Genomic DNA, 24,236 nt, shown 5'->3' with positions numbered 1-24,236 from the left:
CTCATTCCGCCGGCACGGCGCGTTGCGACAGGGCAAAGCCCATCTGCTTGCGCTTTTCCGGCCGCTTGCGCGTCAGCGCCAGCACCATGCCCATCGAGATGGCGATGGCGATCTGCGAGGAGCCGCCATAGGAGATGAAAGGCAGCGTCATGCCCTTGGCCGGCACCAGCTGCAGGTTGACGCACATGTTGATAACGGCCTGCAGACCAAAGACGGTCACGAGCCCGCCGACCGCATACCGAGTGAAATCGTCATGCTCCTTCAGCGCCGTATTGAGACCGCGCAGCACGATGAAGGCGAAGATCGACATGATGAAGAAGCACATGATCAGCCCGAACTCCTCGCCGGCGACCGAGAAGACGAAGTCGGCATGGCTGTCCGGAATGACCCGCTTGACGGTACCCTCGCCCGGCCCGACGCCGAACCAGCCGCCATTGATCAGCGCCTCGCGTCCCATGTCGACCTGAAAGGTGTCACCTTCGCCAGTGAGGAACTTGTCGATGCGCAGGGCAACGTGCGGAAACACCGAATAGGCGGCGAACACACCGCCCACGCCCGCGCCGCCAAGCGCGATGATCCATAGCCATGGCAGTCCCGCCATGAAGAACATCACCCCCCAGGTGCCGGTCACCAGCATGGTCTGGCCGAGATCCGGCTGCGCGACCAGCAGCGAGACGACCAGGGCAAGCAGCAGCATCGCGAACAGATTGCCCGGAATGTCGGGCTGGCGCTTGTGCTCGGCGAACAGCCAGGCGCACATGATGACGAAGGCAGGTTTGAGGAATTCCGAGGGCTGGATCGACAGGCCGGCAAGCGACACCCAACGGCGAGCGCCCTTCACCTCGACGCCGATGTAGAGCACCGCCACCATCAGCACCAGCATGAGGCACAGCATGATCAGCGCCATGCGCCGGATCTGCCGCGATTCAAGGAAGGAGACGGCCAGCATCACGCCGAGCGCCGGAACCGTGAAGATGATCTGCCTAGTGGCGAAGTGGAAACTGTCGAGGCCGATGCGTTCGGCCACCGCCGGGCTGGCCGCGAAGGAAAGCACGATGCCGAGCCCCATCAGCGACAGGAACGCCGCCAGGAACCAGCGATCGATCGTCCACCACCATGTCGCAACCGGACTTTTGTCGAGACGGCTCTGCATTATCGTGCCCCTCCGATGGGTTTCACACCCTCGATAGCATTCGCAGCTTGCCTGAAGGCTTCGCCCCGAACTTCGAAATTCTTGAACTGGTCGAAACTGGCGCAGGCCGGCGACAACAGCACCACCACCTCCCCGCTTTCGTCTCGAGCAGCGTCATGCGCGGCGTGCTCGACCGCCGCCGCCAGCGTGCCCGATATCTCGTAGGGCACGGCCTCGCCCAGGGTCGCCGAGAAGGCAGGCGCCGCCTCGCCGATCAGATAGGCCTTGGCGATGCGCGGAAAGAAGCCGCGCAACGGTTCGATGCCGCCTTCCTTGGGCAAGCCACCGGCGATCCAGTAGATGCGCGGAAAGCTCGACAGCGCCGGTGCCGCCGCATCGGCATTGGTCGCCTTGGAATCGTTGATGAACAGCACATGATCCTTGCGGCCGACCTGCTCCATGCGATGCGCGAGGCCGGGAAAGCTCTCCAGTCCCGACTGGATCTCGCCGAGGTCCAGCCCGACCTTGAGGCAAGCGGCAACCGCTGCCAGCGCGTTCTGCGCATTGTGCTGGCCGCGCAGCGAGCCGATGCCTTCGAGGAAGGCGACACGGCTGTAGCGGCCGTGCACCGCTTCCATCAGATTGCCAGCGTCGGCGAAATAGCCATCGGTCAGCGGCAGGCGCTTGGAAATGCGGATCACATGCCGCCCCGCCCGCTCCAGCCGCTCGGCGATCTGCGCGCACCAGGAATCGTCGATGCCGATGATGGCCGTCTCGCTGCCGGCCACCAGCCGCTCCTTGATCGAAGCGTAGTGCTGCATGGTGCCGTGGCGGTCGAGATGGTCGGGCGTCAGATTGAGCAGGATGCCGGCCGTCGGGTTGATCGAGGGGGCGAGGTCGATCTGGTAGGACGAGCACTCGACCACATAGTGTCGACTCGGCTGCGGCGGATCGAGCGTCATCACCGCACGGCCGATATTGCCGCCCATCTGGGTGTCGCGTCCGGCGGCTTTCAGGATATGCGCGGCCAGTGCGGTCGTCGTCGACTTGCCGTTGGTGCCGGTGATGGCGATGAAGGGCGACATTGGTGCGCCGAGCATCCGCTCGCGGCAGAACAGCTCGATGTCGCCAATCACCTCGACACCTGCGCCCTTCGCCAACTCCACCGTCCAGTGCGGCTTGGGATGTGTCAGCGGCACGCCCGGCGACAGCACGAAAGCCGAGAACTTCGCCCAGTCGGCGCCACGCAAATCGGCGGTTGCGATGCCGACATCCGCCGCCTTGGCGACGCTGTCGGGATTGTCGTCCCAGGCCAGCACCTCCGCGCCGCCGGCAATCAGTGCGCGCGCCGTGGCGATCCCCGAGCCCCCGAGCCCGAAGAGTGAAACGCGCTTGCCTGCGAAGGATGCGGCGGGGATCAAGGGATTTTCCTATCTCAGCTTCAGGGTGGACAGGCCGACCAGCGCCAGGATCACGGCGATGATCCAGAAGCGGATCACCACCTGGCTTTCAGTCCAGCCGAGCTTTTCGAAATGATGGTGGATCGGCGCCATCAGGAACACCCGCTTGCCAGTCATCTTGAAGTAGCCGACCTGGATGATGACAGACAGGATTTCGACCACGAACAGGCCGCCGACGATAACCAGCACGATCTCGTGCTTGGTGGCGACCGCGACCGTGCCGATCAGGCCGCCCATGGCCAGCGATCCGGTGTCGCCCATGAAGATCGCCGCCGGCGGCGCATTGAACCAGAGGAAGCCGAGGCCGGCGCCAATGACCGAGCCGAGCACGACAGCCAGTTCGCCGGTGCCGGGCACGAAATGGATCTGCAGATATTCGGCGAACACGGCGTTGCCGGACAGATAGGCGATGACGCCGAAGGAGGCCGCCGCGATCATGATCGGCACGATCGCCAGCCCGTCGAGGCCGTCGGTCAGGTTCACCGCATTGCCGGCGCCGACAATGACGAAGCAGGAGAACGGAATGAAGAACCAGCCGAGATTGATGATGAATTCCTTGGCGAAGGGAAATGTCAGTGACGACGAGAACGGCGCCTGGCCGTTATGCATGATCGCCCACGCGGCGATGCCGGCGATGACGAATTCAAGTGCCAGCCGCGCCTTGCCGGAAAAACCGAGATGCGACTGCTTCGTCACCTTCAGATAATCGTCGTAGAAGCCGATCGAGCCGAAACCCAGCGTGACCAGCAGCACCACCCAGACATAGATGCTCGACAGGTTCGCCCACAAAAGCGACGAGCCGATGATGCCCGACAGGATCATCAGCCCGCCCATGGTCGGCGTACCGGCCTTCTTGAAATGCGTCTGCGGCCCGTCGGCGCGGATCGGCTGGCCCTTGCCTTGCCGTAGCCGCAGCGAATTGATGATCGTCGGCCCGAAGATGAAGACGATCAGCGCCGATGTGATCAGCGCCCCGCCGGTGCGGAAGGTGATGTAACGGAAGACATTGAAGACCGAGATCTTGTCCGCAAAATCGACGAGTAGTGTAAACATGCGCTTTTCGTCCCCCGACTTGACCTAGGTCAGTTTGCTGGTTGCGGATTCCGCCGGGAATTTGCCCAGCAGCGCATCGACCAGTTTTGCAAAACCGATGCCCTTCGACGATTTGATCATCACCACGTCGCCCGGCTGCAGGGCGGCGAGCAGCACCGGCTTCAGTTCCTCGGCGCCAGCGCGGTATTCCGTCTTGACCTCGCTTGGCAATGCCTCGGCCAGCGCCCGCATCTTCGGGCCACCGAGAAAGACGGTCTGCGTCCCGGTGCCTACGATAAGATCCGCCAGAGCGGCATGCAGCTTGGCAGAATGGTCGCCGAGCTCCAGCATGTCGCCGAGCACGGCGATGCGCCGGCCCTCGCCCGTCACCGGCGTTGCGTTGAGCAGCGCCATGGCGGCAGCCATGGACGCCGGATTGGCATTGTAGCTCTCGTCGATGAGCGTGATCGGCCCTTTGGGATGACGCAGCACATGGCGCTTGCCACGCCCGCGCTCGGCCGAAAGATCAGCCAGCGCCAACGCTATCCTGTCGAGATCGGCACCGACCAGATGCGCCGCCCCCAGCACCGCCAGCACATTCTGCACCATATGCCGGCCGGGAGCGCCGATACGAGCGATCATATCGTGGCCGCCGATCCTGGCGGCGATATCGGAATGGTCGGCATGCAACTCGCATTTGACCAGCTTGAAGTTCGAGCGCGCATTTTCGCCGAAGCCGTAGACATGCTCGACGCCGGCGGCATGCGCCATCTTGTCGAGAAGCTTGAAACGCGCGTCGTCGCGGTTGAGGACCGCCGCGCCATCGGGCTCCAGCCCTTCGAAAATCTCAGCCTTGGCCCTGGCTATCTCGTCCAGGTTGCGGAAGAAGCCGAGATGCGCCGCCGCGATCATGGTGACGATCGCGACATGCGGCCTCACCATTTTCACCAGCGGCCGGATCTCGTCGGGATGGTTCATGCCGATCTCGAACACGGCATAGTCGCAATCATCTGGCATGCGCGCCAATGTCAGCGGTACGCCCCAATGGTTGTTGAAGGACTGCGCCGAGGCATGCACCTTGCCGACGGCCGACAGCACGTGGCGCAGTGCTTCCTTGGTGGTGGTCTTGCCGGCCGAACCGGTCACCGCGATGATCTTGGCGCTCGAGCGGGCGCGCGCCGCGACACCGAGTTTTTCAAGTGCGGCCAGCACGTCCTCGACGACGATGATCGGCGCCGTCAGCCGGCCGAGCGAAGGCAGCTTGCCTTCGGCCACCACCAGCACGCCGGCGCCGGCCTTGATGGCTGATGTAGCGAAGTCATGACCGTCCATCGCCTCGCCCTTGATGGCGAAGAAGGCATCGCCAGGCTGCAGGCTGCGGCTGTCGATCGAAATGCCCGTTATGCCGTCCGGCATCGGCCCGAGCGGCCGGCCGTCCATGGCGGCAACCAGAGCCTCGGAGGTCCAAAGCAAGCTCATGCGGCACGCTCCCGCAGCGCGGCGCGCACTTCCTCATGATCGGAGAAATGCAAGGTCTCGGAGCCGATCGTCTGGCCTTCCTCGTGGCCCTTGCCGGCAACGATCAGCGTGTCCCCGGCATGCAGCATGCCGACCGCCTCGTGGATCGCCTGGCGCCGGTCGCCGATCTCGATCGCCCCGGGTGCGGCGGCAAGAATGGCGGCGCGGATCGTCTCGGGCACTTCCGAGCGCGGATTGTCGTCGGTGACGATGACGACATCGGCGAGCCGTGTCGCGATCTCGCCCATGATCGGCCGCTTGCCGCGGTCGCGGTCGCCGCCACAGCCGAACACGACCATGACACGGCCGGTGGTGAACGGACGCACCGAGGCCAGCACATTTTCCAGCGCGTCGGGCTTGTGGGCGTAGTCGACATACACCGGCGCACCGTTGGCGGTGGTGCCGACGAGATCGAGCCGGCCCGGCGCGCCCTTAAGTTTCTCCAAGGACATCAAGGCCTTGGCGACAGGTGTTCCGGTGGAAATGGCAAGTCCCGCCGAAACCAGCGCGTTCGAAATCTGGAAATCGCCCGCAAGCGGCAGGTCGATCTCGTAGAGCACGCCGTCGGCCTCGACCTCGGCGCGCTGGCGATGGCGCTCGTGCTCGACCCGCTTCAGCCTGAGGAAATCGCCATGGCGGCCAACCGTCAGCACCTTGAGCCCGGCGACCTGCGCCGTCTGGATCGTCGGCGCCGACCACGGATCGTCGGCGAAGATGATGGCCGGTGCGCCCTTCGGCAGGAGCGCGTCGAACAGGCGCAGCTTGGCGCGGTGGTAGTCCTCGACGGTCGGATGATAGTCCATATGATCGCGGCCGAGATTGGTGAAGCCGCCGGCGGCGAGCTTCACGCCGTCGAGGCGGCGCTGGTCGAGCCCATGGCTGGAGGCTTCCATCGAGGCGTGCGTGACGCCGGCATCCGCCAATTCCCTGAGCAACTGGTGCAGCGCGACCGGATCGGGCGTGGTCAGCGAGCCATAGTCGTTGCGGCCCGGCGCCACGACGCCGGTGGTGCCGATCGAAGCGGCGGCATGGCCGGCCTGTTCCCAGATCTGCCTGGTGAAGGCAGCGACCGACGTCTTGCCGCTGGTGCCGGTCACCGCGACCATGGTCTGTGGCTGCTTGCCGAAATAGCGTGCCGCACTCAGCGCCAGCGCCAGGCGCGGATCATCGACTGCCAGCACCGGAACGGACAGACCGGCAAGGTCACTGCCCTGGCTTGCAACGATCGCGATGGCCCCACGCCCGGCCGCGTCGGGGGCATAGGCCGCGCCATCCGCCTTGGTGCCGGCGAGCGCAAAAAAGACGACGCCCGGTTTTACCTGGCGGGAATCCGACGAAATCCCGGTAACCTCCAGATCGGCGGAAGCTGTTCCTTCGACTGGCAGGATACCGGCTAGATCTCTGAGCTTCATCGAGTCCCGTTCACCACAACAAAATAGCGCGCAGTTGCCGGCGCGCCCCAAGAATCACTGATAGGAAACCAGCGTTGCACCATTTTCATGGCTGAAATCTGGCTTGACGCCAAGTATGGCCGCTGAGCGCCTGATGATATTGCCGGCTATAACCCCAGCATTCGCGGCCGCGACGTCTGTCATGCCAGGCTTTTCCGGGTGCGGGGCGTCGGCAATCGTGAACACCAGGTATTGCGGATCGTCCATCGGGAAGGCGGCGACGAAGGTATTGAAATTCAAGTCCTTCGAATAGCGGCCATTGATGACCTTCTCGGCTGTTCCGGTCTTGCCGCCAACGCGGTAGCCGGGGACCCTGGCGTTTCTGGCCGAGCCCTTCTCGGCGTTGAGCGTATAAAGGTAGCGCATGCCTTCGACCGTCTTGTCGCTGACCACTTTCTTGGCCACCGCCATCGCATCCTGCTCGCTGCGGACCAGGAATGTCGGCTCGATCAGGTAGCCCCCATTCATCAGCGCCGCGCAGCCCACAGCCGCTTGCAGCGGCGTCGTCGACACACCATGACCGAAGGCGATGGTGAACGAATTGACCTGTTTCCAGACCTTCGGTTCAGTCGGGCGGGCGACTTCCGGCAGTTCGGTCTGCATCCTGTCCAATATTCCAAGGCGATGCAGGAACTCGCGGTGCCCCTCGATGCCGACCAGTTCGGCCTCCCTGGCCGACCCGATGTTGGACGAATAAAGGAACACCTCAGGCAACGACAGCACGCGGTTCTTGCCGTGGAAATCGTGAATGGCCTGATGGCCGACCCGGATTGGATGCGAGGCGTCGAAGCGGCTCGCCATCGTCGCTTTGCCGGAATCGAGCGCCATGGCTGAGGTGAAGCTCTTGAAGGTCGAGCCCATTTCATAGAGGCCCGCCGACATCCGGTTCAGCCGGTCCTTTTCCTGTGCATTGTAGGGATTGTTCGGATCGAAATCCGGCACCGAGCCCATGGCCACCACTTCGCCGGTCTTGACGTTGAGCACAACGGCACCAGCACCGATGGCGCGATAGCGCTCCAGGCCGGCGGCGATCTCGTCGCGCACGATATGCTGGACGCGCAGATCGATCGACAGCTTCACCGGCTTCAAATCCTTCGCCACCGCCAGGCCCGACGCCTGCAGGTCGCTCAGGCCCTGCTCATCGATATACTTCTCCATGCCGGAGATGCCCTGGTTGTCGATGTTGGTGAGGCCGACAATGTAGGATGAGGTCTCGCCGCTCGGATAGAAACGGCGCTTTTCGGTGCGGAAGCCGAAGCCCGGAATGCCAAGCTGCATGATGTCGGCCTGCTGCTTGGGTGTCAGCTGCCGCTGCAGCCAGACGAAGCCGGCACCGCTCTTCAGCTTGTGGTAGGTCTGCTCGTAATCGATCTCGGGAAGTACCGTCGACAGCTTCTCGATCGCCTCGTCGGCGTCGACGATGCGGCGCGGTTCGGCAAACAGCGACGCCGTCTTGATGTCCGTCGCCAGCACCTCGCCATTGCGGTCGACAATGTCGGGCCGCGATGCCGTCACCCGGCTCTGCGGGCCGCCCGACATGTCGGGGGTCTGGAAGCCGAGATAGATCAGCCGCCCGGAAATGATCGAGAAGATGCCGAAGAACACCGCCATCGTCATCATGATGCGCGTCCTGCCCTTGCCGCCGGTCGCCTTGCGGGCGCCCTCGACCACGATCGATCCGGCTTCACCCGTGCTCGCGCGGCGTTTCAGCAGTTTGCCGATCATTGGGCGATGCCTCCGGTAACCACTGGATCCTTGTCGCCCGAGGGCGCCTTGTCGGAATTGTCGGCCATGCCGTCCTGGCGCCCTTTCAGGATGTCCTGAATGTCCAGGGCCTTTGCCGGCAGATCACCGATGCCGACGATCTGGCGGGCACTGACTGGCTCGAGCTCGAGCTGCGACTTGTAGAGTTCGGCCAGCTTCTGCAGCCGCGACGGCTGGGTGAGCAGGCTCCAGTCGGCCTTGAGCAGGTCGATCGTGTCCTCCTCATAGCGGATCTGGGCGTGGATCTTCTGCACCGCCGCCAGCTGTTCCTCGGCCTCGCGTTTGGTCTTGTAGGTAAGGGCGGCCGCCGAAACCATGACGGCGATCAGGACAATGTCGCTGGTACGAAACACGTGCTCACCTCTCTCCCGGCAGGTCGATGCCAGGAAGCTTTGGAAGGCCGAAGATCGAAAAGTCGCTGCTGCGCGCCGGCGCCTCGGTGCGGATCGCCGCGCGAAGCCTGGCCGAACGGGCGCGCGGATTGGCCGCGACCTCGGCGTCGCCGGCGGTCACGCCGCCACCCGCCTTGCGGAAGGTCGCGGTGCGCGCATGAGCCTCGGGCAGGTGACGCGAGCCGGTCGCGACGTCGGCGCGATCGGCGATGAAGCGCTTGACGATGCGGTCTTCCAGCGAATGAAACGTCACCACGGCGAGCCGCCCGCCCGGCTTCAATACGCGTTCGGCGGCGAACAAGGCCTTGGCCAACTCGCCGAGTTCGTCGTTGACGAAGATGCGCAGCGCCTGGAAGACGCGCGTGGCCGGATGGATCTTGTCCTTCGGCGCACGCCCGACATGCGTCTCGATAGCATCGGCGAGTTCCAGCGTGCGTTCGAACGGACGCTTTTCGCGGCGAGCCTCGATCATGCGGGCAATGCGCCCAGCATGACGTTCCTCGCCGAGGAAGCCGAAGATGCGGGCAAGGTCGCCCGGCTTGAAGCTGTTGACGACATCGGCGGCGCTGAGGCCCGCTTGCGCCATGCGCATGTCGAGTGGTCCATCGGCGCGGAACGAAAACCCGCGCTCGGCCTGGTCGATCTGCATCGAGGACACACCGATGTCGAGCACGACGCCGTCGGCGTTCTCGACATGCTCGTCCAGCGTCGAGAACGGCGCCTGGACCAGCCTCAGCCTGCCGCCTGATTGCGCTTCGAGATCGCGCCCGGCGGCGATGGCGTCGGGGTCGCGGTCGATGGCCACCACGGAAGCCCCGGTGGCCAGAATGGCCCTGGTGTAGCCGCCGGCGCCGAACGTGCCGTCGATGATGATGTCGCCCTCCGCCGGCGCCAGTGCCTCGAGCACTTCGCCAAGGAGGACCGGAATGTGGCGGGCCGATCCGCCAACGGCGTGAAGGTCATCGCCGTGGCCCACCGTCATTCCGGTCGCTCCCCAGGCTTCGTCCCCTGCCGAAGCTGCAAAAGCCGGGCCCGCGCCTGCGCGCCATAGGCAGCAAGCCGTCCCGGCTCCCAGATCTGAAAGAAATTTCCGCGCCCGACAAAGGCCACTTCCGCCGAAATGCCGGTGTGCTCGCGAATGAATTCGCTCATCGTGATGCGGCCGTCCTGATCGAGCTTCAGGAAGGTGCCGTCGCCATGGCAAAAGAACGACATGTCGTCCGCCGTTTGCAAGAAGGGATCCTCGAGCGCGATACGCTGCTCGTAGCGGTCGAGCAGGTCCAGCCCACCGACATCCATCGCCGGCAGGTCCAGGCAGCGCAGCGCGTAGAGCTCCGAATAGCCGCGCTTCTGCACGACGGCGCGGAAATGCGCCGGAACGGACACCCGTCCCTTCGCATCGATCCTGCTCACCGTGTTTGACAGAAACCGATCCATCACGCGTTACAGCCGCTTGCGCCGCCGCACCCCTCTTCATCTTGTCAAACGCACCGCCGCAGCGCGTTCCCTGCCCCGTACCAGCCTCGTCCGCATAGGCAAAACCCGGCAAACGCGCAGCCGCCGCGGCTGCCCGATTGGCGTACGTTTTACCCTGACGCGGAACGAAGGCTTTGATGTCGAAATGGGATATCATGGGGCACTATGGGCGTCAACGGGAATAGGCTTCACAAGCATGCGCACCGCGACCAATGAGAGCAGCCTTGACGGCACGTCTCGTCTTTATGGATCATTAAGCCTAACGAAGCGTTTAGAGCCCTCTGGCCCAAAAGACGTGGCTTGCCGCCGATCCCCCGCGCGCATAGCGTCGAGCGACGTCTTCCGCCCAGATAACAAGGATCGAGTTCATGTCCGAGACGGCAAAGTCACGCGCCGCCGAACTGTCCCATTTGCGCAGCCGCGATTTTGCCAACGGCGATCCGATCCCCTTGCCGTTGACCATGGCTTCGATCTTTCACACGCCGGGCGCCGAGACCGGGGTCGATCAATATGGCCGCTACGACAATCCAACCTGGCGCGCCGTGGAACATGTGCTCGGCCATTTGGAAGACGCCAAATGCGTGAGTTTTCCCTCTGGAATGGGCGCGATTTCGTCGGTGTTTTTCGCGCTGCTGAAATCGGGCGATCGCGTGCTCCTGCCGGCGGACGGCTATCATGCCACGCGCGCCATGGCCGAACGCTTCCTGAAGCCGCTCGGCGTCACCTGCGACACCAGGCCGACGCCGACCTTCCTTGACGGCGGCTTCGGAGGCTACTCGCTGGTCTTCGTGGAAACCCCATCCAACCCGCGTTTGGACATCTGCGACATCTCGGCCGTCGCCAAGGCTGTCCGCGAACAGGGCGGGATCCTTGTCGTCGACAACACGACGATGACGCCATTCGGCCAGCGTCCGCTCGACTTCGGCGCCGATCTCGTCGTCTCCGCCGACACCAAGGCGGTCAACGGCCACTCGGACGTGCTGTTCGGCCACGTCGCCAGCCGCAACGCCGACATCGTCACCAAAGTGACGGACTGGCGCGCAATGGCCGGCGGCATTCCCGGGCCGTTTGAAGCCTGGCTGGTGCATCGCGGCCTCGAAACACTGGAGGTGCGCTTCGACCGCATGTGCTCGTCGGCGGAAGTGATCGCACGGCGGCTGAAAGGCCACCCGGCGATCAGCGGACTTCGTTTTCCGGGCCTCGAAAGCGATCCGTCGCACAACCTTGCCCGCGCCCAAATGGAGCGCTTCGGCTTCCTGATCTCTTTCCAACTCGCCTCGGAAGCCAAGGCCGAGGATTTCATCAACAATTGCCAACTGATCGAGGCCGCGACGTCCTTCGGCGGCGTCCACACCTCCGCCGAACGGCGCTTGAAGCGAGGCGATGCGGTGCCCGCCGGTTTCGTCCGCCTGTCGGTCGGCTGCGAGCCTGTGGAAGAACTCTGGAAGGCGATCGAGGCATCGCTGGATAAAATCAGCGGCTGAGAAATGGGCTACGGGCCAAGATCGTCGGCTTCGATGTTGCGCTTGCCATGCAGCACGCGGATGATTTCGATCGCGCCACTACCGACACGATACAAGGTGAGGTAGTCGCCGACGACCAGATGACGAATGCCGGGCCCGATATCGTCGCGCGGCGCGCCTGAGAGAGGATAGATTGCCAGTTGCTGCCACCGTGCCTCGATGCGGTCGAGCAACCGGTCAGCTGCAGCCTCGCTGTCGCGCGCGACATGGAGCCAGATCGCGATCAGATCGTCTTCAGCGCGCGTGTTCCGAACGATGGGCAGCAAATTCATGCCGCGTCGTCAGATCGCAAACGTCTCCGTGCCTCGGCCTTGATTTCATCCATCGACGCAAATCGTCCGGGCCCGCTGTCGATTCCCTCCCGCACCAGCTTTCGCAGTTCCTCGACGGTGTAGCCATGCAGATCGCGCCGGTCCTTCCATTGCCTGAGCGCATCGCGGATCACTTCGCTCGCCGAGGCATATTCGCCGGCGGCGACCACATCGTCCACCGCCGCCGCCAGTTCCGGCGACAGCGTGATGCTGCGTTTGTCGACCTGTCCCATGATAGGCTCCTGATGGCATTCGCTAATCGATGGTACGATTTAATCGCACCAGGTTCAAGCAACGACCAGTGCTACATCGCCTAGATAAACAGCTGACAGCTTGAATCAACAGGCCCGCCCGAAAGCGCAACCTGCTGATCTCAAAAGATTTCTCTTCGATATCGTGGGAGAAAATTGCCAGCTGGCCTGTAAGCCGGGTTCTGTATGGCCCTCGCCCCTTGCGGCGCGAGAACGTGGCGGCCATTCATCTTGGGCGCATGTTGCCATGCGCCTCACGCAACCTACCCGGACGGTGAGCCGGAAACAGCCCTCGAGGGTTTCCCCTCGCACCGCCCCTATTCGGTCTTGCTCCCGGTGGGGTTTACCGTGCCGCTCCTGTTGCCAGTCGCGCGGTGGGCTCTTACCCCACCCTTTCACCCTTGCCACGGTAAACCGTGGCGGTTTGCTTTCTGTGGCACTTTCCCTGGGGTCGCCCCCGCCGGCCATTAACCGGCACCGTGTTTCCATGGAGCCCGGACTTTCCTCACCCACAGCCTTTCGGCATTTGTGGGTGCGGCCGCCCGGCCAGCTGGCAAGGCGTATAAAGGGGTTCACGTCCGAAAACGCAAACGAAAAAGCCGGCATAGCTCAAAGAGTTAGAGCGTACTTTGTGCGGTCGAATGACCACACGTCGCTCTAAGCGGCCGGCTCCCCACAGCCAAATGGCTACAGCGCCGCCATCTGCACCTTGACCTTGCTGCAATAGGCGGCCGACACCGGGTTCATCCGTGTCGCGGCATGGCCGGCATTGTATTTCAGGATCGTGCCGCAGGTGGTGCCACCGCCGAGATCCTGCGCCATGGCGAGATACTTCATCCCGTATTTGATGTTGGTATCCGGATCGAAGAGCCCCTTGGCCGAACCGTTGTAGCCCATCATCCGTGCCGTCGCCGGCTTGATCTGCATCAGGCCGATCTCGCCGGCGCTGCCGACCATGTTCGGCCGGTAGTTGCTCTCGATCCTGATGACTGCCTGCGCTAGCGAAACCGGTACGCCGTAGCTCGCGGCATAGCGTGCTACGATCGCGGAATACTGACCACTGCTGGCCACTGCGGCTGTCGACGCCGCCGCGTTCCTGAGACCAATCGATGCCGTTGTCGTCATGTCGATGGTCTTGCGGCCGCGCTTCGTCGGCCTTTTGGCGGTGGACTTCCTTTTCCAGCTTACCTTTTCCGCTTTGGCGGAAATCCGCTTCGCGCCGTGGCTTGCCTGCGTCTTGCCGCCTTTGGCCAACGTGGCCTTGCCGCTTTTTGCGGATACCGCGATGAAACCTTGATCGCCCCGCTGGCTGAGTGGCGCGGCATTCGCGGTGCTGAACGCAAAAGTCATTACGCCGGCAGCAAGAGCTGCCGTTACAACGGTCAATTTCTGCATGTGATCCTGTTCTGTCTGAACCGCGCGAAGATATTCACGCAGCAACGCTCAATTAATATCGGAACATCCGGGGGGCTGGGGGTCCGATATCTGCACGTCAGGCGTTTGACGCTCGATTTGGTGTCAAACAAGGCCGGGCAAGTCACTTTGCGTGACACGTTGTAACCTAAGGATTGGAAAAGGATTACTTGGCCAAGACCTTCCTCCGGGTCAGGGTCTCACGGAAGCCAGCAGTCTTTGCAGCGTCCGCAGCGTCGAGCCATCCGCAACGCCATCCACTTTGCGCGGCCGGAAATGCCGCTGAAACGCCTCGACGACGATCTCCGTGCGCTGGTCGAAAATGCCCGATATTTCGACACCATAACCATAGAGCGCCAACATCGACTGCAGCGCCTCGACCTCGGCGCCCACGGCGCCGATCTTGAGCGCGGCCCCTCGCCTGACCGGGGCCGCCGGCACGAGATGGCCCACACCGGCTTCGAACAGGGCTTTCCACGGAAACTTCTCGCCCGGATCGATCTTGCGCCCCGGCGCCACGTCGGAATGCGCCAGCACCCGCTCGGCAACGATCGAATGCCGCCTGGCGATCCCCTTGCACAGGCCAATCACGGCGTCGATCTGTCGCCCGGGGAAATCGCGATAGCCGAGCGAATGTCCCGGATTGACGATCTCGATGCCCACCGAACAGGAATTGATGTCGGTGCGTCCGAACCACGAGCCCTTCCCGGCATGCCAGGCGCGGTCGCTTTCCCTGACCATCTGCACGATGTGGCCATTCTCATGGACGAGATAGTGCGACGAGACTTCGCTGGCCGGATCACACAGCCACGCTTCAGCCCCGGCGCCTGTCGCCATGCCGGTGTAATGCAGCACGATCATGTCGGGTCCGAGCATGTCGCGCCTTGGCCCGAAATTCGGCGACACCCTGACCTCGGCACGCGGCTCGTCGGGCAGGAAGCCGCTCATGCGTGCCGCAGGCCCCGCTCGATCATCTCATAGGCGGCATTGATCGCCGCGACCCTGGTCGTTGCGATCTTGATGAACTCCTGCGGCAGGCCGCGCGCGATCAGCCGGTCGGGATGGTTGTCGGAAACCAGCTTGCGATACCGCTTCCTGACTTCCTCGAACGGCTTGCCGCGCTCGATGCCGAGCACGATATAGGGATCCCCGGCGCCGAGATTGACGTGCCGCGCCATGATGCTTTCGTAATGCGCCTCGTCGATGCGGAAAATCTCGGCAATACGGTGCAGGAAAACGCCTTCACGCTCATGCACCAGTCCGTCGGCCTTGGCGATGTGGAACAGGCCGTCGAGTATGTCCTCCAGCATCACGCAGTTCGAATGGCCCGAGCCGCAAAGCTGCGCCATCCGCTCGGCATAGGTCTCGAAACCGGCCACGTCGCGCTGGGCGAGATCGAACAGCCGCGCCACGTTGCGCGCTTCTTTCTGCGGCACTTCGAATATTTCCTGGAAGGCACGCACCTCATCCTGGGTGACGATGCCGTCGGCCTTGGCCATCTTGGCCGAGAGCGCGATCATTGCCACGGAGAAGGCGACGCGGCGACGCAGGTCGGCATCGCCGGAGAAAACCGTGCGCACGGCCTCGACGACGTCGGCGACACCCGACGTGGCTGAAGACGAAACCCGCGTGATGAAGTCGCCGAGGCGATCCCAAATCGACATGGCCCGCTTCATAGAGCCAACCGGTCCCCGCTATCAAGCCAATAACGGCCGGTGTCGGGGTTGTGAAGCCCCCCGCAAAGAGGACCCCGGCAAAGAAAAGGCCGGCGCGAGGCCGGCCTTCTCTCCCAAGACACACTTACTGATACAAACTACTGCTACTGGGACTAACTACTGCGCGGGCGCAGGAGCAGGCGTTGCCGGAGCCGGCTCGGCAGGCTTGGTGGAATTATCGGCCGGAGCAGCAGGCTTCATCGGCTGTTCGGCGGCCGGCGGGTTGGTGCTCTGGGTGGTGGTGTTATCTTTGCCGCTGTCGCTGCAGGCTGCGACGCCAAGCAAGGCAAGAGCCGAAACTGAAGCAAGAATAAGTTTCTTCATGATATCTCTCCTTCTAGTAACGCCCCCGTTGCCGGTAGGCGGTCGAAGAGAAAATGCATCAGATGGATATGGGTTTCGTAACGTTGCATGTCCGCATGTAACATCATGCGCATGGCCGTTGCAGGTTAAGCCATTGCGAACTAACAGATTGCATCGACAAGAATGCCGGAGCATGCCGCATGACCGCGAAGTGGGATTTCTGGATCGACCGCGGCGGCACCTTCACCGATGTCATCGGTCGTGACCCGCAAGGCGGCCTGCATCCGCGCAAGCTTCTATCCGAAAATCCCGAAGCCTACGCCGATGCCGCCATCCAGGGCATTCGCGACCTTCTCGGCCTGCGCTCCGGCGCCGCGATCCCACCCGGCCTGATCGGCGACATCAAGATGGGCACCACGGTGGCCACCAACGCGTTGCTGGAGCGCAAGGGCGACCGCGTCCTGTTGCTTATCACCAAGGGGTTTCGCGATGCGCTCAGGATTGCCTATCAGGCACGGCCCGACATCTTCGCCAAGGAGATCATCCTTCCCGAGCAGCTCTACGAGCGCGTCATCGAGGTTGACGAGCGCGTGCTCGCCGACGGCTGCGTCGAACGATTGCTCGACGTCGCCGCCTGCCGGCCGGCGATCGAGCAGGCGAAAGCCGATGGCATCGACGCCGTCGCCATCGTCTTCATGCATGCCTGGAAATATCCCGATCACGAGAAGGCGGTGGCAAAAATCTGCCGCAAGCTTGGCTTCGGCCAGGTTTCGGTCAGCCACGAGGTGTCCCCGCTGATCAAACTGGTCGGACGCGGCGACACCACGGTGGTCGACGCCTATCTGTCGCCGATCCTGTCGCGCTATGTGCAAAGGGTGGCGGGGGAGCTGGGCGTCACGGCGGGAGAGAGCGACCAATCCCCGCATCTCATGTTCATGATGTCGTCTGGCGGCCTCACCGCCGCCGACATGTTCCAGGGCAAGGATGCGCTGCTGTCCGGGCCGGCCGGCGGCGTTGTCGGCATGGTCGAGACGGCGAAGCTCGCCGGCTTCGAGAAGGTCATCGGCTTCGACATGGGCGGCACGTCCACCGACGTCGCCCACTATGACGGCGAGTATGAGCGCGCCTTCGATACCGAAGTCGCCGGCGTGCGCGTTCGGGCCCCGATGATGCGCATCCACACCGTCGCCGCCGGCGGCGGCTCGATCCTGCACTATGAGGCAGGCCGCTTTCGTGCCGGGCCGGACTCCGCCGGCGCCAATCCAGGCCCGGCCGCATACCGGCGCGGCGGCCCCCTGGCCGTCACCGACGCCAACGTCATGCTGGGCAAGCTGCAGCCGGAATTCTTCCCAGCGATCTTCGGCCCCGGCCAGGACGAGCCGCTCGATGTCGGGATCGTGCGCGAGAAATTCGCGGCGCTCGCCGCCGAGATCGGCGATGGCCGGCCGCCGGAAGCAGTTGCCGAAGGCTTCATCACCATCGCCGTCGAGAACATGGCCAACGCCATCAAGAAGATTTCCGTGCAGCGTGGCTCCGACGTCACCGAATATCTCCTGAACTGCTTTGGTGGCGCCGGCGGCCAGCACGCCTGCCTGGTCGCCGACGCGCTCGGCATGGAGGCGGTGCTGATCCACCCGTTCTCCGGTCTGCTTTCAGCCTACGGCATCGGTTTGGCCTCGGTCTTTGCCTCGCGTCAGCAGGCGCTGCTCAAGCCTCTTGCCGAAGAGTCCAGAACCGAGATCGACACCCTCATTGCCACCTTGAGAAAAGCCGTCATCGCCGAACTCGCGGCGCAAGGCATCACCGAGGGTGCCGTTGCCGCGAAGCCAGTGCTGCACATACGCTATGACGGCACTGACACGACACTGCCGGTGAATTTCGAGGAGGACTCGATTTTCCAGGCCAAGCGCGATTTCGAAATCGCCCACAAGGCGCAGTTCGGTTTCGTCTATGACGACAAGCCGATGATCGTCGAGACAGTCGGCGTCGAAGGCACCGACACCGGCGGTGCTCGCCGCGACGAAAATGATTCAGAAACCGAAGATCTCACCTTAAGCCCTTCGCAGACCCGCGAAATCTTCACCGAAGGGGCGTGGCGTGCTTCCGGCGTCTTCCTTCGCGACGCGTTGAAGCCGGGCAACAGCATTGCCGGTCCCGCCTTGATCATCGAGCCGAACCAGACCGTTGTCGTCGAGCCGGGCTGGCAGGCCCAAATCACCGCCAGGAACCATGTGCTCTTGCGCCGCGTCGAGAAAAAGCGCCGGCAAGCGGCGCTCGGCACCGAAGCCGATCCGGTCATGCTGGAGGTCTTCAACAACCTCTTCATGTCGATCGCCGAGCAGATGGGCGTGACGTTGCAGAACACCGCCTATTCCGTCAACATCAAGGAAAGGCTGGATTTTTCCTGTGCCGTCTTCGACCACAGCGGCGCCCTGGTCGCCAATGCGCCGCACATGCCGGTGCATCTGGGCTCCATGGATCGTTCGGTCGAAACCATCATCCGGCTCAATTCCGGCGACATCCACCCTGGCGACGTCTTTGCCCTCAACGCCCCCTACAATGGCGGCACGCATCTGCCCGATATCACCGTGGTGACGCCGGTCTTCGACGACATCAAGCAGAACATCCTCTTCTGGGCGGCCTCGCGCGGCCACCACGCCGACATTGGCGGCACGGCGCCCGGCTCGATGACGCCGCTCGCCACCACGGTCGACGAGGAAGGCGTGCTGTTCGACAATTTCCGCATCGTCGATCGTGGAAAATTCCGCGAGAAGGAATTGCATACGCTGCTCACCGACCACCGCTACCCGGCCCGCAACCCGCATCAGAACATCGCCGACCTCAAGGCGCAGATCGCCGCCAACGAAAAGGGTGTCGCCGAACTGCGCAAGATGGTCGCGCATTTCGGCCTCGATGTCGTCGAGGCCTATATGGGTCATGTCCAGGACAATGCCGCCGAAAGCGTGCGCCGCGTGCTGGAACGGCTGCCGGATTCCTCGCAATACGAGTATCCCACCGACACCGGCCAGGTCATCAAGGTGAAGATCACGGTCGACCGGCAAAGGCGCGAGGCAACGGTCGATTTCACCGGCACCTCGCCTGTCATGAAGAATAATTTCAACGCGCCCGAACCGGTCGCGCGCGCCGCGGTGCTCTACGCCTTCCGCGTCATGGTCGAGGACATGATCCCGATGAATGCCGGCTGTCTGCGGCCCATCAACATCATCATTCCCGACGGTTGCATGCTCAAACCTTCCTATCCGGCGGCAGTCGTCGCCGGCAATGTCGAGACCTCGCAGCATGTCACCAACGCTCTGTTCGGCGCCATGGGCGCCATGGCCAATGCGCAGGGAACGATGAACAACCTCACCTTCGGCAACAAGCAGTACCAGTACTACGAAACGATCTGCTCCGGCTCACCGGCCGGGCACATGAACTCCGGACGCGGCTTTGCCGGCACCTCCGGCGTCCACACCCACATGACCAATTCGCGCCTCACCGACCCGGAAGTGCTGGAACTGCGCTTTCCCGTCCTGCTCGAGGATTTCCACATCCGCGAAGGCTCCGGCGGCAAGGGCCGATGGAATGCCGGCGACGGCACCAAACGCACCATCCGCTTCCTCGAAAAGATGGAGTGCGCGATCCTGTCCTCGCACCGCAACCGACCTCCGCGAGGCCTGGACGGCGGCGGCGACGGCGAGGTCGGCTCGACCAGGATCCGTCGCAAGAACGGTACGATCGAAATGCTGAAGGCCTGTGACCAGACCGTGCTTCAGGCGGGCGACGCCGTCATTCTGACGACACCGACGCCGGGCGGATTCGGCAAGGCCTGAACTGACGTCAACAGGCTGTCACCGGCCTGTCATGACCCTGCGCTACCCGCTTGCGGCAAAGCAAATGGGGAATCAGCTTGCCATGACGGACGTTTCCGCAGATCTGGTTTTTCGCCGCGGCAAGGAAGTTGGAAAAGCCGTCTACCAGAACCGCCCGCTGTCGAAAGCCGGCATTTCGGAGCGGCTGTTCGCCTTCCTGTTTTCCGGCCTCGTCTATCCGCAGATCTGGGAAGACCCTGATGTCGACATGGAAGCGATGCAGCTTGGCCAGGGCCACCGCGTCGTCACCATCGCCTCGGGCGGCTGCAACATCCTCGCCTACCTCACCCGCTCGCCGGCACGGGTCGACGCGGTCGACCTCAACGCCGCGCACATCGCGCTGAACCGCATGAAGCTGGAGGCGGTGCGCCATTTGCCGTCGCAGGGCGACCTGTTCCGCTTCTTCGGCGCCGCCGACACCAGCCATAATTCGCAAGCCTACGATCGCTTCATCGCGCGGCATCTCGATCCGGTCAGCCGTCACTATTGGGAGCGCCGCAACTGGCGCGGCCGCCAGCGCATCGCCGTCTTCGACCGCAATTTCTACCAGACCGGCCTGCTCGGCCTGTTCATCGCCATGGGCCATCGCACGGCGAAGTTCTTCGGCGTCGACCCGGCCGGTATCATGCAGGCCCGCAACATCGGCGAGCAGCGGCGCTTCTTCAACGAGGAGCTGGCGCCGGTCTTCGACAAACCGCTGCTGAAATGGGCGACCTCGCGCAAGGCTTCGCTGTTCGGCCTCGGCATTCCACCAGCGCAGTACGATTCGCTGATCACCTCGGGTGACGGCACCATGGCCAGCGTGCTGAAAGCCCGACTGGAAAAGCTTGCCTGCGATTTCCCATTGCAGAGTAATTACTTCGCCTGGCAGGCCTTCGCCCGCCGCTATCCCGAACCCGGCGAGGCCGCCCTGCCCGCCTATCTGGAAAAGCAGAATTACGACACCATCCGCGGCAACATCGACCGCGTCGCCATCCACCATGCCAATCTGATCGAGTTCCTCGCTGGCAAGGATGCCGGCTCGGTCGACCGTTTCGTCCTGCTCGACGCGCAGGACTGGATGACCGACGAGCAGCTCAATGCGCTGTGGGCGGAAATCACCCGCACCGCTTCCACTGGCGCCCGCGTAATCTTCCGCACCGCCGCCGAACCCAGCCTGTTGCCCGGCCGCGTCTCCAACTCGCTGCTCGACCAATGGGACTACCAGAACGAGGCCTCGCGCGAATTCTCGGCCCGTGACCGTTCGGCCATCTATGGCGGCTTCCACCTCTATGTGAAGCGCGCCGCATGAGCACGACGGAGCTGCCGGCCAGCCATGCCGAACTGATGGACGGCGTCTACCGCTGGCAGCGCCACATCTACGACCTGACCCGCAAATATTACCTGCTCGGCCGCGACCGGTTGATCGACGGGCTGGATGTTCCGGCCGGCGGCACCGCGCTGGAACTCGGCTGCGGCACCGGCCGCAACATCGTCCTCGCCGCCCGCCGCTACCCAGACGCCCGCTTCTTCGGTCTCGATATTTCAGCCGAAATGCTGGAGACGGCCAGCACTGCGATTGCCCGCGAAGGCTTGGTCGATCGTGTCACGCTCGCCCAGGGCGACGCCACGGCATTCGATGCCAAGGCACTGTTCGGACGCGTTGGCTTCGATCGCATCTTCGTGTCCTATTCGCTGTCGATGATCCCTGGCTGGGAGAAGACGGTGTCGGCGGCACTTGCCGCCCTCTCCCCCAACGGTTCGCTGCATGTCGTCGACTTCGGCCAGCAGGAGGGCCTGCCGCGCTGGTTCCGGACCCTGCTGCGCGGCTGGCTCAGGAAATTCCACGTCGCACCACGCTCGACCCTGCGCGAGCTTCTGGAATCGGAATCTCGGCGAACCGGCGCAAGCTTCCGTTTCCGCACGCTTTATCGCGGTTATGCCTGGCTCGGCGTGATAGGGTTGCCCCGGTAGGCTGCTAATGCAGCGCCTTCACCAGCGCCCCCACCATCGTCTGCGGGCGGTAGCCGAGCTTGGCCGGTGTCAGTCCGAGCCGCACCACCACCAGCTGCTCCGAAGGAATGATGGTGACCGTCTGCCCGTCATGCCCTTCCATCCAGTAGGTGTCCTTGGGCAGGCCGGCTGCGACACCGGCGCCCGGGCTATCCTCGTCTCCCGGTGCCTCGATCCACAGCTGGCCCTTGCCGTAGACCTTCGAGGCGGGCGCCGGCTCCCGCATCCAGTCGACGAAGCCGGCCGGCAGCACCTGGTTGCCGTTCCAGACACCACCCTGCAACAGGAACTGGCCGAAGCGCGCCCAGTCATGCGCCGTGGCGTAGAGATAGGACGAGCCGACGAAGGTGCCCTGCTCGTCGGTCTCGAGCACCGCGCTGTGCATGCCGAGCGGCTCGAACAACGCCGTGCGCGGCCACGTCAGCGCCTTGGCCTTGTCACCGATCGCGCTTTGCCAGAGGCGCGACAGCATCACCGCCGTGCCGCTCGAATAGGAAAACACCTTGCCGACCTCGGCCACCAGCCGCTTGGCTTCGGCAAAGCCCGCCATATCGGGTTCCAGGTAGAGCATGCGCGTGACATCCGCGACGTCGCCATAATCCTCGTTGAACTCCAGCCCGCTTGACATCGCCATCATGTCGGCAAGGGTGATCGCGGCACGGCCGTCGGCCTTCCACGGCGCGAACAGCCCCTTGTCAGTGACAGCCATCTTGCCATCCTTGACCAGCGTGCCGATGAGCGCGGCGTTCACAGTCTTGGTCATCGACCAGCCGAGCAGCGGCGTCTTTTCCGAGAAGCCGGCGCCGTAGCGCTCGGCGACGACGCGGCCGTTCTTGACCACCACCACCGCGCGCATGCCGGTGCCGGTCAGCGCTGCATCGTCGAGCAGCTTTGCAATCACCGGGTCCTGCGATGCATCGACCCGCTCGCCTTCCGGCCACAGCGCATCCTGACTGGTCGCCGACGGCTCGCCATGGATCACCGTGTGCCGCGCCTTGCCGACATCGCCATCGGGAACCGAGGCGCAGCCCAGCCCGTCGCGGGCGACGGCGATGCTCTTGCCGAGGAAACCAAGCAGCCCCGCCGAGACCGTGCCCCGGTTCTTGTCCACCGAAACCTGCATCAGCCGCAGCAAAGGATGGCCGGGCGCCTGCACGTCGACGGCAAGCACCTCCTTGGGGTCGCGGCCGGCGATGAAGACATTGGAGCACACGATCTTGGCCGAATAGCCCGCGCCGACGCGGATCAATTCGGGCGGCGCGATGTAAAGCCAGGCAAACAAGGCGGCGACCGCCAGCACGATCAGGCCGAGAAGCCATTTGATGAGCTTGACGACGATCCGCATTTATTTCCCCCCAGGCTCTCGCCTGAGCCTTATGTCATCGATTTGCCGCCATTGCTTCCGCAAATCGTAGTGCTTGTCGAGCGCCGTCAACTGATTATCAACCATGATCGGCGATCACAGGATGCATGTCGCCCAAAAGTGCGCAGCGGTTTCGGGACAACGACATGCATGAAATGATGCTGGGCGATGCTGTGGGGCGATCGCTCGGAGGGGGCCTGACCAAGCGGCGGCCATCAGTGCACAGACCCATCAGCGACCGGCTGAATCCGGCTCGGGAATTGCGATGCGCCGTCTTGCGGCCCTTTTCATGCTGACGCTGCTCGGCGGCTGCTCGACCGTGGACGATCTCTCGCCGCTGTCGCCCTCCAGCAGTCAGACGGTTGCCGTGCGCGCCCCCCGCTTCGGCGATTCCAAGCCGCATGAATGGGACAGCGGCGCGCCTTGGAACTATGCCGTTCATGGCACCGACGTCTCCAAATACCAGACCTCGGTCGACTGGTCGGCGGCCAAGGCCAGCGGCATCTCATTCGCCTTCATCAAGGCGACGGAGGGCGGCGACCGCTTCGATGACTATTTCAACGAGCATTGGGCCCGCACGAAAGCCAACGGTGTTCCGCGCGCGGCCTATCATTTCTTCTATTTCTGCACCCCCGCGGCCCAGCAGGCGCGCTGGTTCATCCAGAATGTCCCCGTCGATCGCTCGGCGATGCCGCCGGTCCTCGACATGGAATGGAACCCGAAATCGCCGACCTGCAGGCTGCGCCCCGACGCCGCCACGGTGCGCGCGGAGATGACCACCTTCCTCGAAATCGTCGAACGGCACTACGGCAAGAAACCGATCATCTACACCTCTGTCGATTTCTTCGACGACAACCAGCTGTCGACCTTCCGCGGCTATCCCTACTGGTTGCGCTCCGTTGCCGGCCATCCGCGCGAGAAATACGGCAGCCACCCCTTCACCTTCTGGCAGTATACCGGAACCGGCATCGTTCCCGGCATGACCGGCAAGTCCGACATCAACGTCTTCAACGGCAGTGAAGCCGCCTGGAACAAGTGGCTGCGGCAGAACACCCGTTGATGTCAGGTTCAACGGCTGCGAGCCACTGAACCATGTCGCTCCAGCAGAGTTGCCGTTTAACCAGATTCAACGGCAGCCAAGCCGCCAGCAACAACAGGCTGCGGCAGAACACCCGTTGACACCGGGCTTGCCGCCTGCTTTTCGACACAGCCAGCGGTAAAGTCTGCAACCGCCGGTACTCCGAAGCTCCGCGCCCTTATGGCTGCGC

The 24,236-nt window shown here is 63.6% G+C and carries 22 protein-coding genes and 1 other RNA gene; 6 read left to right on the top strand and 17 right to left on the bottom strand.

All coding sequences use genetic code 11. From position 1 onward, the window contains the following. Position 1 precedes the first annotated feature (1 nt). Genes ftsW through mraZ form a run of 9 tightly spaced genes read right to left on the bottom strand, consistent with a single transcriptional unit; the run spans position 2 to position 10,186 of the window. Positions 2–1,153 carry a putative lipid II flippase FtsW gene (gene ftsW / locus AC56QQ_RS14530; protein ID WP_091580325.1) on the bottom strand — a complete coding sequence of 384 codons (1,152 nt, stop codon included), beginning with the start codon at positions 1,151–1,153 and terminating at the stop codon, positions 2–4. Next, positions 1,153–2,553, bottom strand: a complete 1,401-nt coding sequence (gene murD / locus AC56QQ_RS14525; RefSeq protein WP_497128119.1) for a UDP-N-acetylmuramoyl-L-alanine--D-glutamate ligase — start codon at positions 2,551–2,553, stop codon at positions 1,153–1,155. Before murD ends, ftsW begins: the two co-directional genes overlap by 1 nt. Positions 2,554–2,562: 9 nt before the next feature. After that, positions 2,563–3,645 (bottom strand): phospho-N-acetylmuramoyl-pentapeptide-transferase, encoded by a 1,083-nt coding sequence (gene mraY / locus AC56QQ_RS14520; RefSeq protein ID WP_027029717.1) that lies wholly within the window; start codon positions 3,643–3,645, stop codon positions 2,563–2,565. Positions 3,646–3,669: 24 nt separating this feature from the next. Beyond that, positions 3,670–5,103, bottom strand: a complete 1,434-nt coding sequence (locus AC56QQ_RS14515; protein WP_497128117.1) for a UDP-N-acetylmuramoylalanyl-D-glutamyl-2,6-diaminopimelate--D-alanyl-D-alanine ligase — start codon at positions 5,101–5,103, stop codon at positions 3,670–3,672. Then, positions 5,100–6,554 (bottom strand): UDP-N-acetylmuramoyl-L-alanyl-D-glutamate--2,6-diaminopimelate ligase, encoded by a 1,455-nt coding sequence (locus AC56QQ_RS14510; RefSeq protein ID WP_497128115.1) that lies wholly within the window; start codon positions 6,552–6,554, stop codon positions 5,100–5,102. Before AC56QQ_RS14510 ends, AC56QQ_RS14515 begins: the two co-directional genes overlap by 4 nt. A 54-nt stretch (positions 6,555–6,608) precedes the next feature. Then, positions 6,609–8,318 carry a peptidoglycan D,D-transpeptidase FtsI family protein gene (locus AC56QQ_RS14505; RefSeq protein ID WP_497128113.1) on the bottom strand — a complete coding sequence of 570 codons (1,710 nt, stop codon included), beginning with the start codon at positions 8,316–8,318 and terminating at the stop codon, positions 6,609–6,611. Then, positions 8,315–8,710, bottom strand: coding sequence for a cell division protein FtsL (ftsL, locus tag AC56QQ_RS14500; protein ID WP_091580313.1), 396 nt, complete (start codon positions 8,708–8,710; stop codon positions 8,315–8,317). The genes AC56QQ_RS14505 and ftsL overlap by 4 nt, the downstream gene beginning before the upstream one ends. A gap of 4 nt (positions 8,711–8,714) precedes the next feature. Then, positions 8,715–9,731, bottom strand: a complete 1,017-nt coding sequence (gene rsmH / locus AC56QQ_RS14495) for a 16S rRNA (cytosine(1402)-N(4))-methyltransferase RsmH (RefSeq protein WP_497128111.1) — start codon at positions 9,729–9,731, stop codon at positions 8,715–8,717. Further along, a complete protein-coding gene (gene mraZ / locus AC56QQ_RS14490; RefSeq protein ID WP_497128109.1) occupies positions 9,728–10,186 on the bottom strand; it encodes a division/cell wall cluster transcriptional repressor MraZ in 459 nt (152 codons plus the stop codon). The genes rsmH and mraZ overlap by 4 nt, the downstream gene beginning before the upstream one ends. Before the next feature lie 407 nt (positions 10,187–10,593). On the opposite strand from mraZ, the gene AC56QQ_RS14485 reads away from it, so the two are divergent. Next, positions 10,594–11,709, top strand: a complete 1,116-nt coding sequence (locus AC56QQ_RS14485; RefSeq protein ID WP_497128107.1) for a cystathionine gamma-lyase — start codon at positions 10,594–10,596, stop codon at positions 11,707–11,709. Positions 11,710–11,717: 8 nt separating this feature from the next. On the opposite strand, the gene AC56QQ_RS14480 is transcribed toward AC56QQ_RS14485, so the two are convergent. The 4 genes from AC56QQ_RS14480 to AC56QQ_RS14465 all read right to left on the bottom strand — a co-directional run bounded on the left by AC56QQ_RS14480 (position 11,718) and on the right by AC56QQ_RS14465 (position 13,705). Further along, the gene (locus AC56QQ_RS14480) at positions 11,718–12,020 is read right to left on the bottom strand and encodes a type II toxin-antitoxin system RelE/ParE family toxin (RefSeq protein ID WP_497128105.1); all 303 of its coding nucleotides are present in this window, start codon (positions 12,018–12,020) and stop codon (positions 11,718–11,720) included. Beyond that, positions 12,017–12,292, bottom strand: coding sequence for a type II toxin-antitoxin system ParD family antitoxin (locus AC56QQ_RS14475; RefSeq protein WP_489862100.1), 276 nt, complete (start codon positions 12,290–12,292; stop codon positions 12,017–12,019). The genes AC56QQ_RS14480 and AC56QQ_RS14475 overlap by 4 nt, the downstream gene beginning before the upstream one ends. 173 nt (positions 12,293–12,465) lie before the next feature. Further along, positions 12,466–12,864, bottom strand: an RNA gene (gene rnpB / locus AC56QQ_RS14470) — RNase P RNA component class A. Positions 12,865–12,997: 133 nt separating this feature from the next. Next, positions 12,998–13,705 (bottom strand): lytic transglycosylase domain-containing protein, encoded by a 708-nt coding sequence (locus tag AC56QQ_RS14465; RefSeq protein WP_497128103.1) that lies wholly within the window; start codon positions 13,703–13,705, stop codon positions 12,998–13,000. Between AC56QQ_RS14465 and AC56QQ_RS14460 the strand changes: the two genes are divergently transcribed. Then, positions 13,604–13,870: a hypothetical protein gene (locus tag AC56QQ_RS14460; RefSeq protein ID WP_497129288.1), complete on the top strand. Its 267-nt coding sequence runs from the start codon at positions 13,604–13,606 to the stop codon at positions 13,868–13,870. The genes AC56QQ_RS14465 and AC56QQ_RS14460 overlap by 102 nt on opposite strands. Before the next feature lie 45 nt (positions 13,871–13,915). On the opposite strand, the gene AC56QQ_RS14455 is transcribed toward AC56QQ_RS14460, so the two are convergent. The 3 genes from AC56QQ_RS14455 to AC56QQ_RS14445 form a co-directional block, all read right to left on the bottom strand. Next, a complete protein-coding gene (locus tag AC56QQ_RS14455; RefSeq protein ID WP_497128101.1) occupies positions 13,916–14,671 on the bottom strand; it encodes an N-acetylmuramoyl-L-alanine amidase in 756 nt (251 codons plus the stop codon). Further along, on the bottom strand, positions 14,668–15,387 hold the full coding sequence (locus AC56QQ_RS14450; RefSeq protein WP_091580597.1) for a J domain-containing protein: 720 nt from the start codon (positions 15,385–15,387) through the stop codon (positions 14,668–14,670). The genes AC56QQ_RS14455 and AC56QQ_RS14450 overlap by 4 nt, the downstream gene beginning before the upstream one ends. Positions 15,388–15,555: 168 nt before the next feature. Then, positions 15,556–15,762, bottom strand: coding sequence for a hypothetical protein (locus AC56QQ_RS14445; protein WP_256751097.1), 207 nt, complete (start codon positions 15,760–15,762; stop codon positions 15,556–15,558). A 179-nt stretch (positions 15,763–15,941) separates the two neighbouring features. Between AC56QQ_RS14445 and AC56QQ_RS14440 the strand changes: the two genes are divergently transcribed. The 3 genes from AC56QQ_RS14440 to AC56QQ_RS14430 are packed head-to-tail and all read left to right on the top strand — an operon-like array spanning position 15,942 to position 21,566. Then, entirely contained in the window at positions 15,942–19,574 is a 3,633-nt protein-coding gene (locus AC56QQ_RS14440; protein ID WP_497128099.1) for a hydantoinase B/oxoprolinase family protein, read from the top strand. Positions 19,575–19,605: 31 nt separating this feature from the next. Next, positions 19,606–20,904 (top strand): BtaA family protein, encoded by a 1,299-nt coding sequence (locus AC56QQ_RS14435; RefSeq protein ID WP_497128097.1) that lies wholly within the window; start codon positions 19,606–19,608, stop codon positions 20,902–20,904. Then, a complete protein-coding gene (locus tag AC56QQ_RS14430) occupies positions 20,901–21,566 on the top strand; it encodes a class I SAM-dependent methyltransferase (RefSeq protein WP_497128095.1) in 666 nt (221 codons plus the stop codon). The genes AC56QQ_RS14435 and AC56QQ_RS14430 overlap by 4 nt, the downstream gene beginning before the upstream one ends. Positions 21,567–21,570: 4 nt before the next feature. On the opposite strand, the gene AC56QQ_RS14425 is transcribed toward AC56QQ_RS14430, so the two are convergent. Next, positions 21,571–22,950 (bottom strand): serine hydrolase domain-containing protein, encoded by a 1,380-nt coding sequence (locus AC56QQ_RS14425; RefSeq protein WP_497128093.1) that lies wholly within the window; start codon positions 22,948–22,950, stop codon positions 21,571–21,573. 283 nt (positions 22,951–23,233) lie between these two features. Here AC56QQ_RS14425 and AC56QQ_RS14420 point away from each other — a divergent pair, with 283 nt between their 5' ends. Then, positions 23,234–24,028, top strand: a complete 795-nt coding sequence (locus AC56QQ_RS14420; protein WP_497128091.1) for a glycoside hydrolase family 25 protein — start codon at positions 23,234–23,236, stop codon at positions 24,026–24,028. Positions 24,029–24,236 lie beyond the last annotated feature (208 nt).

The sequence above is a fragment of the Mesorhizobium sp. RCAM 05099 genome (assembly GCF_059683685.1).
Note: the sequence above shows the minus strand (reverse complement) of the source record. Positions and strands in the feature narration are given on the sequence as shown.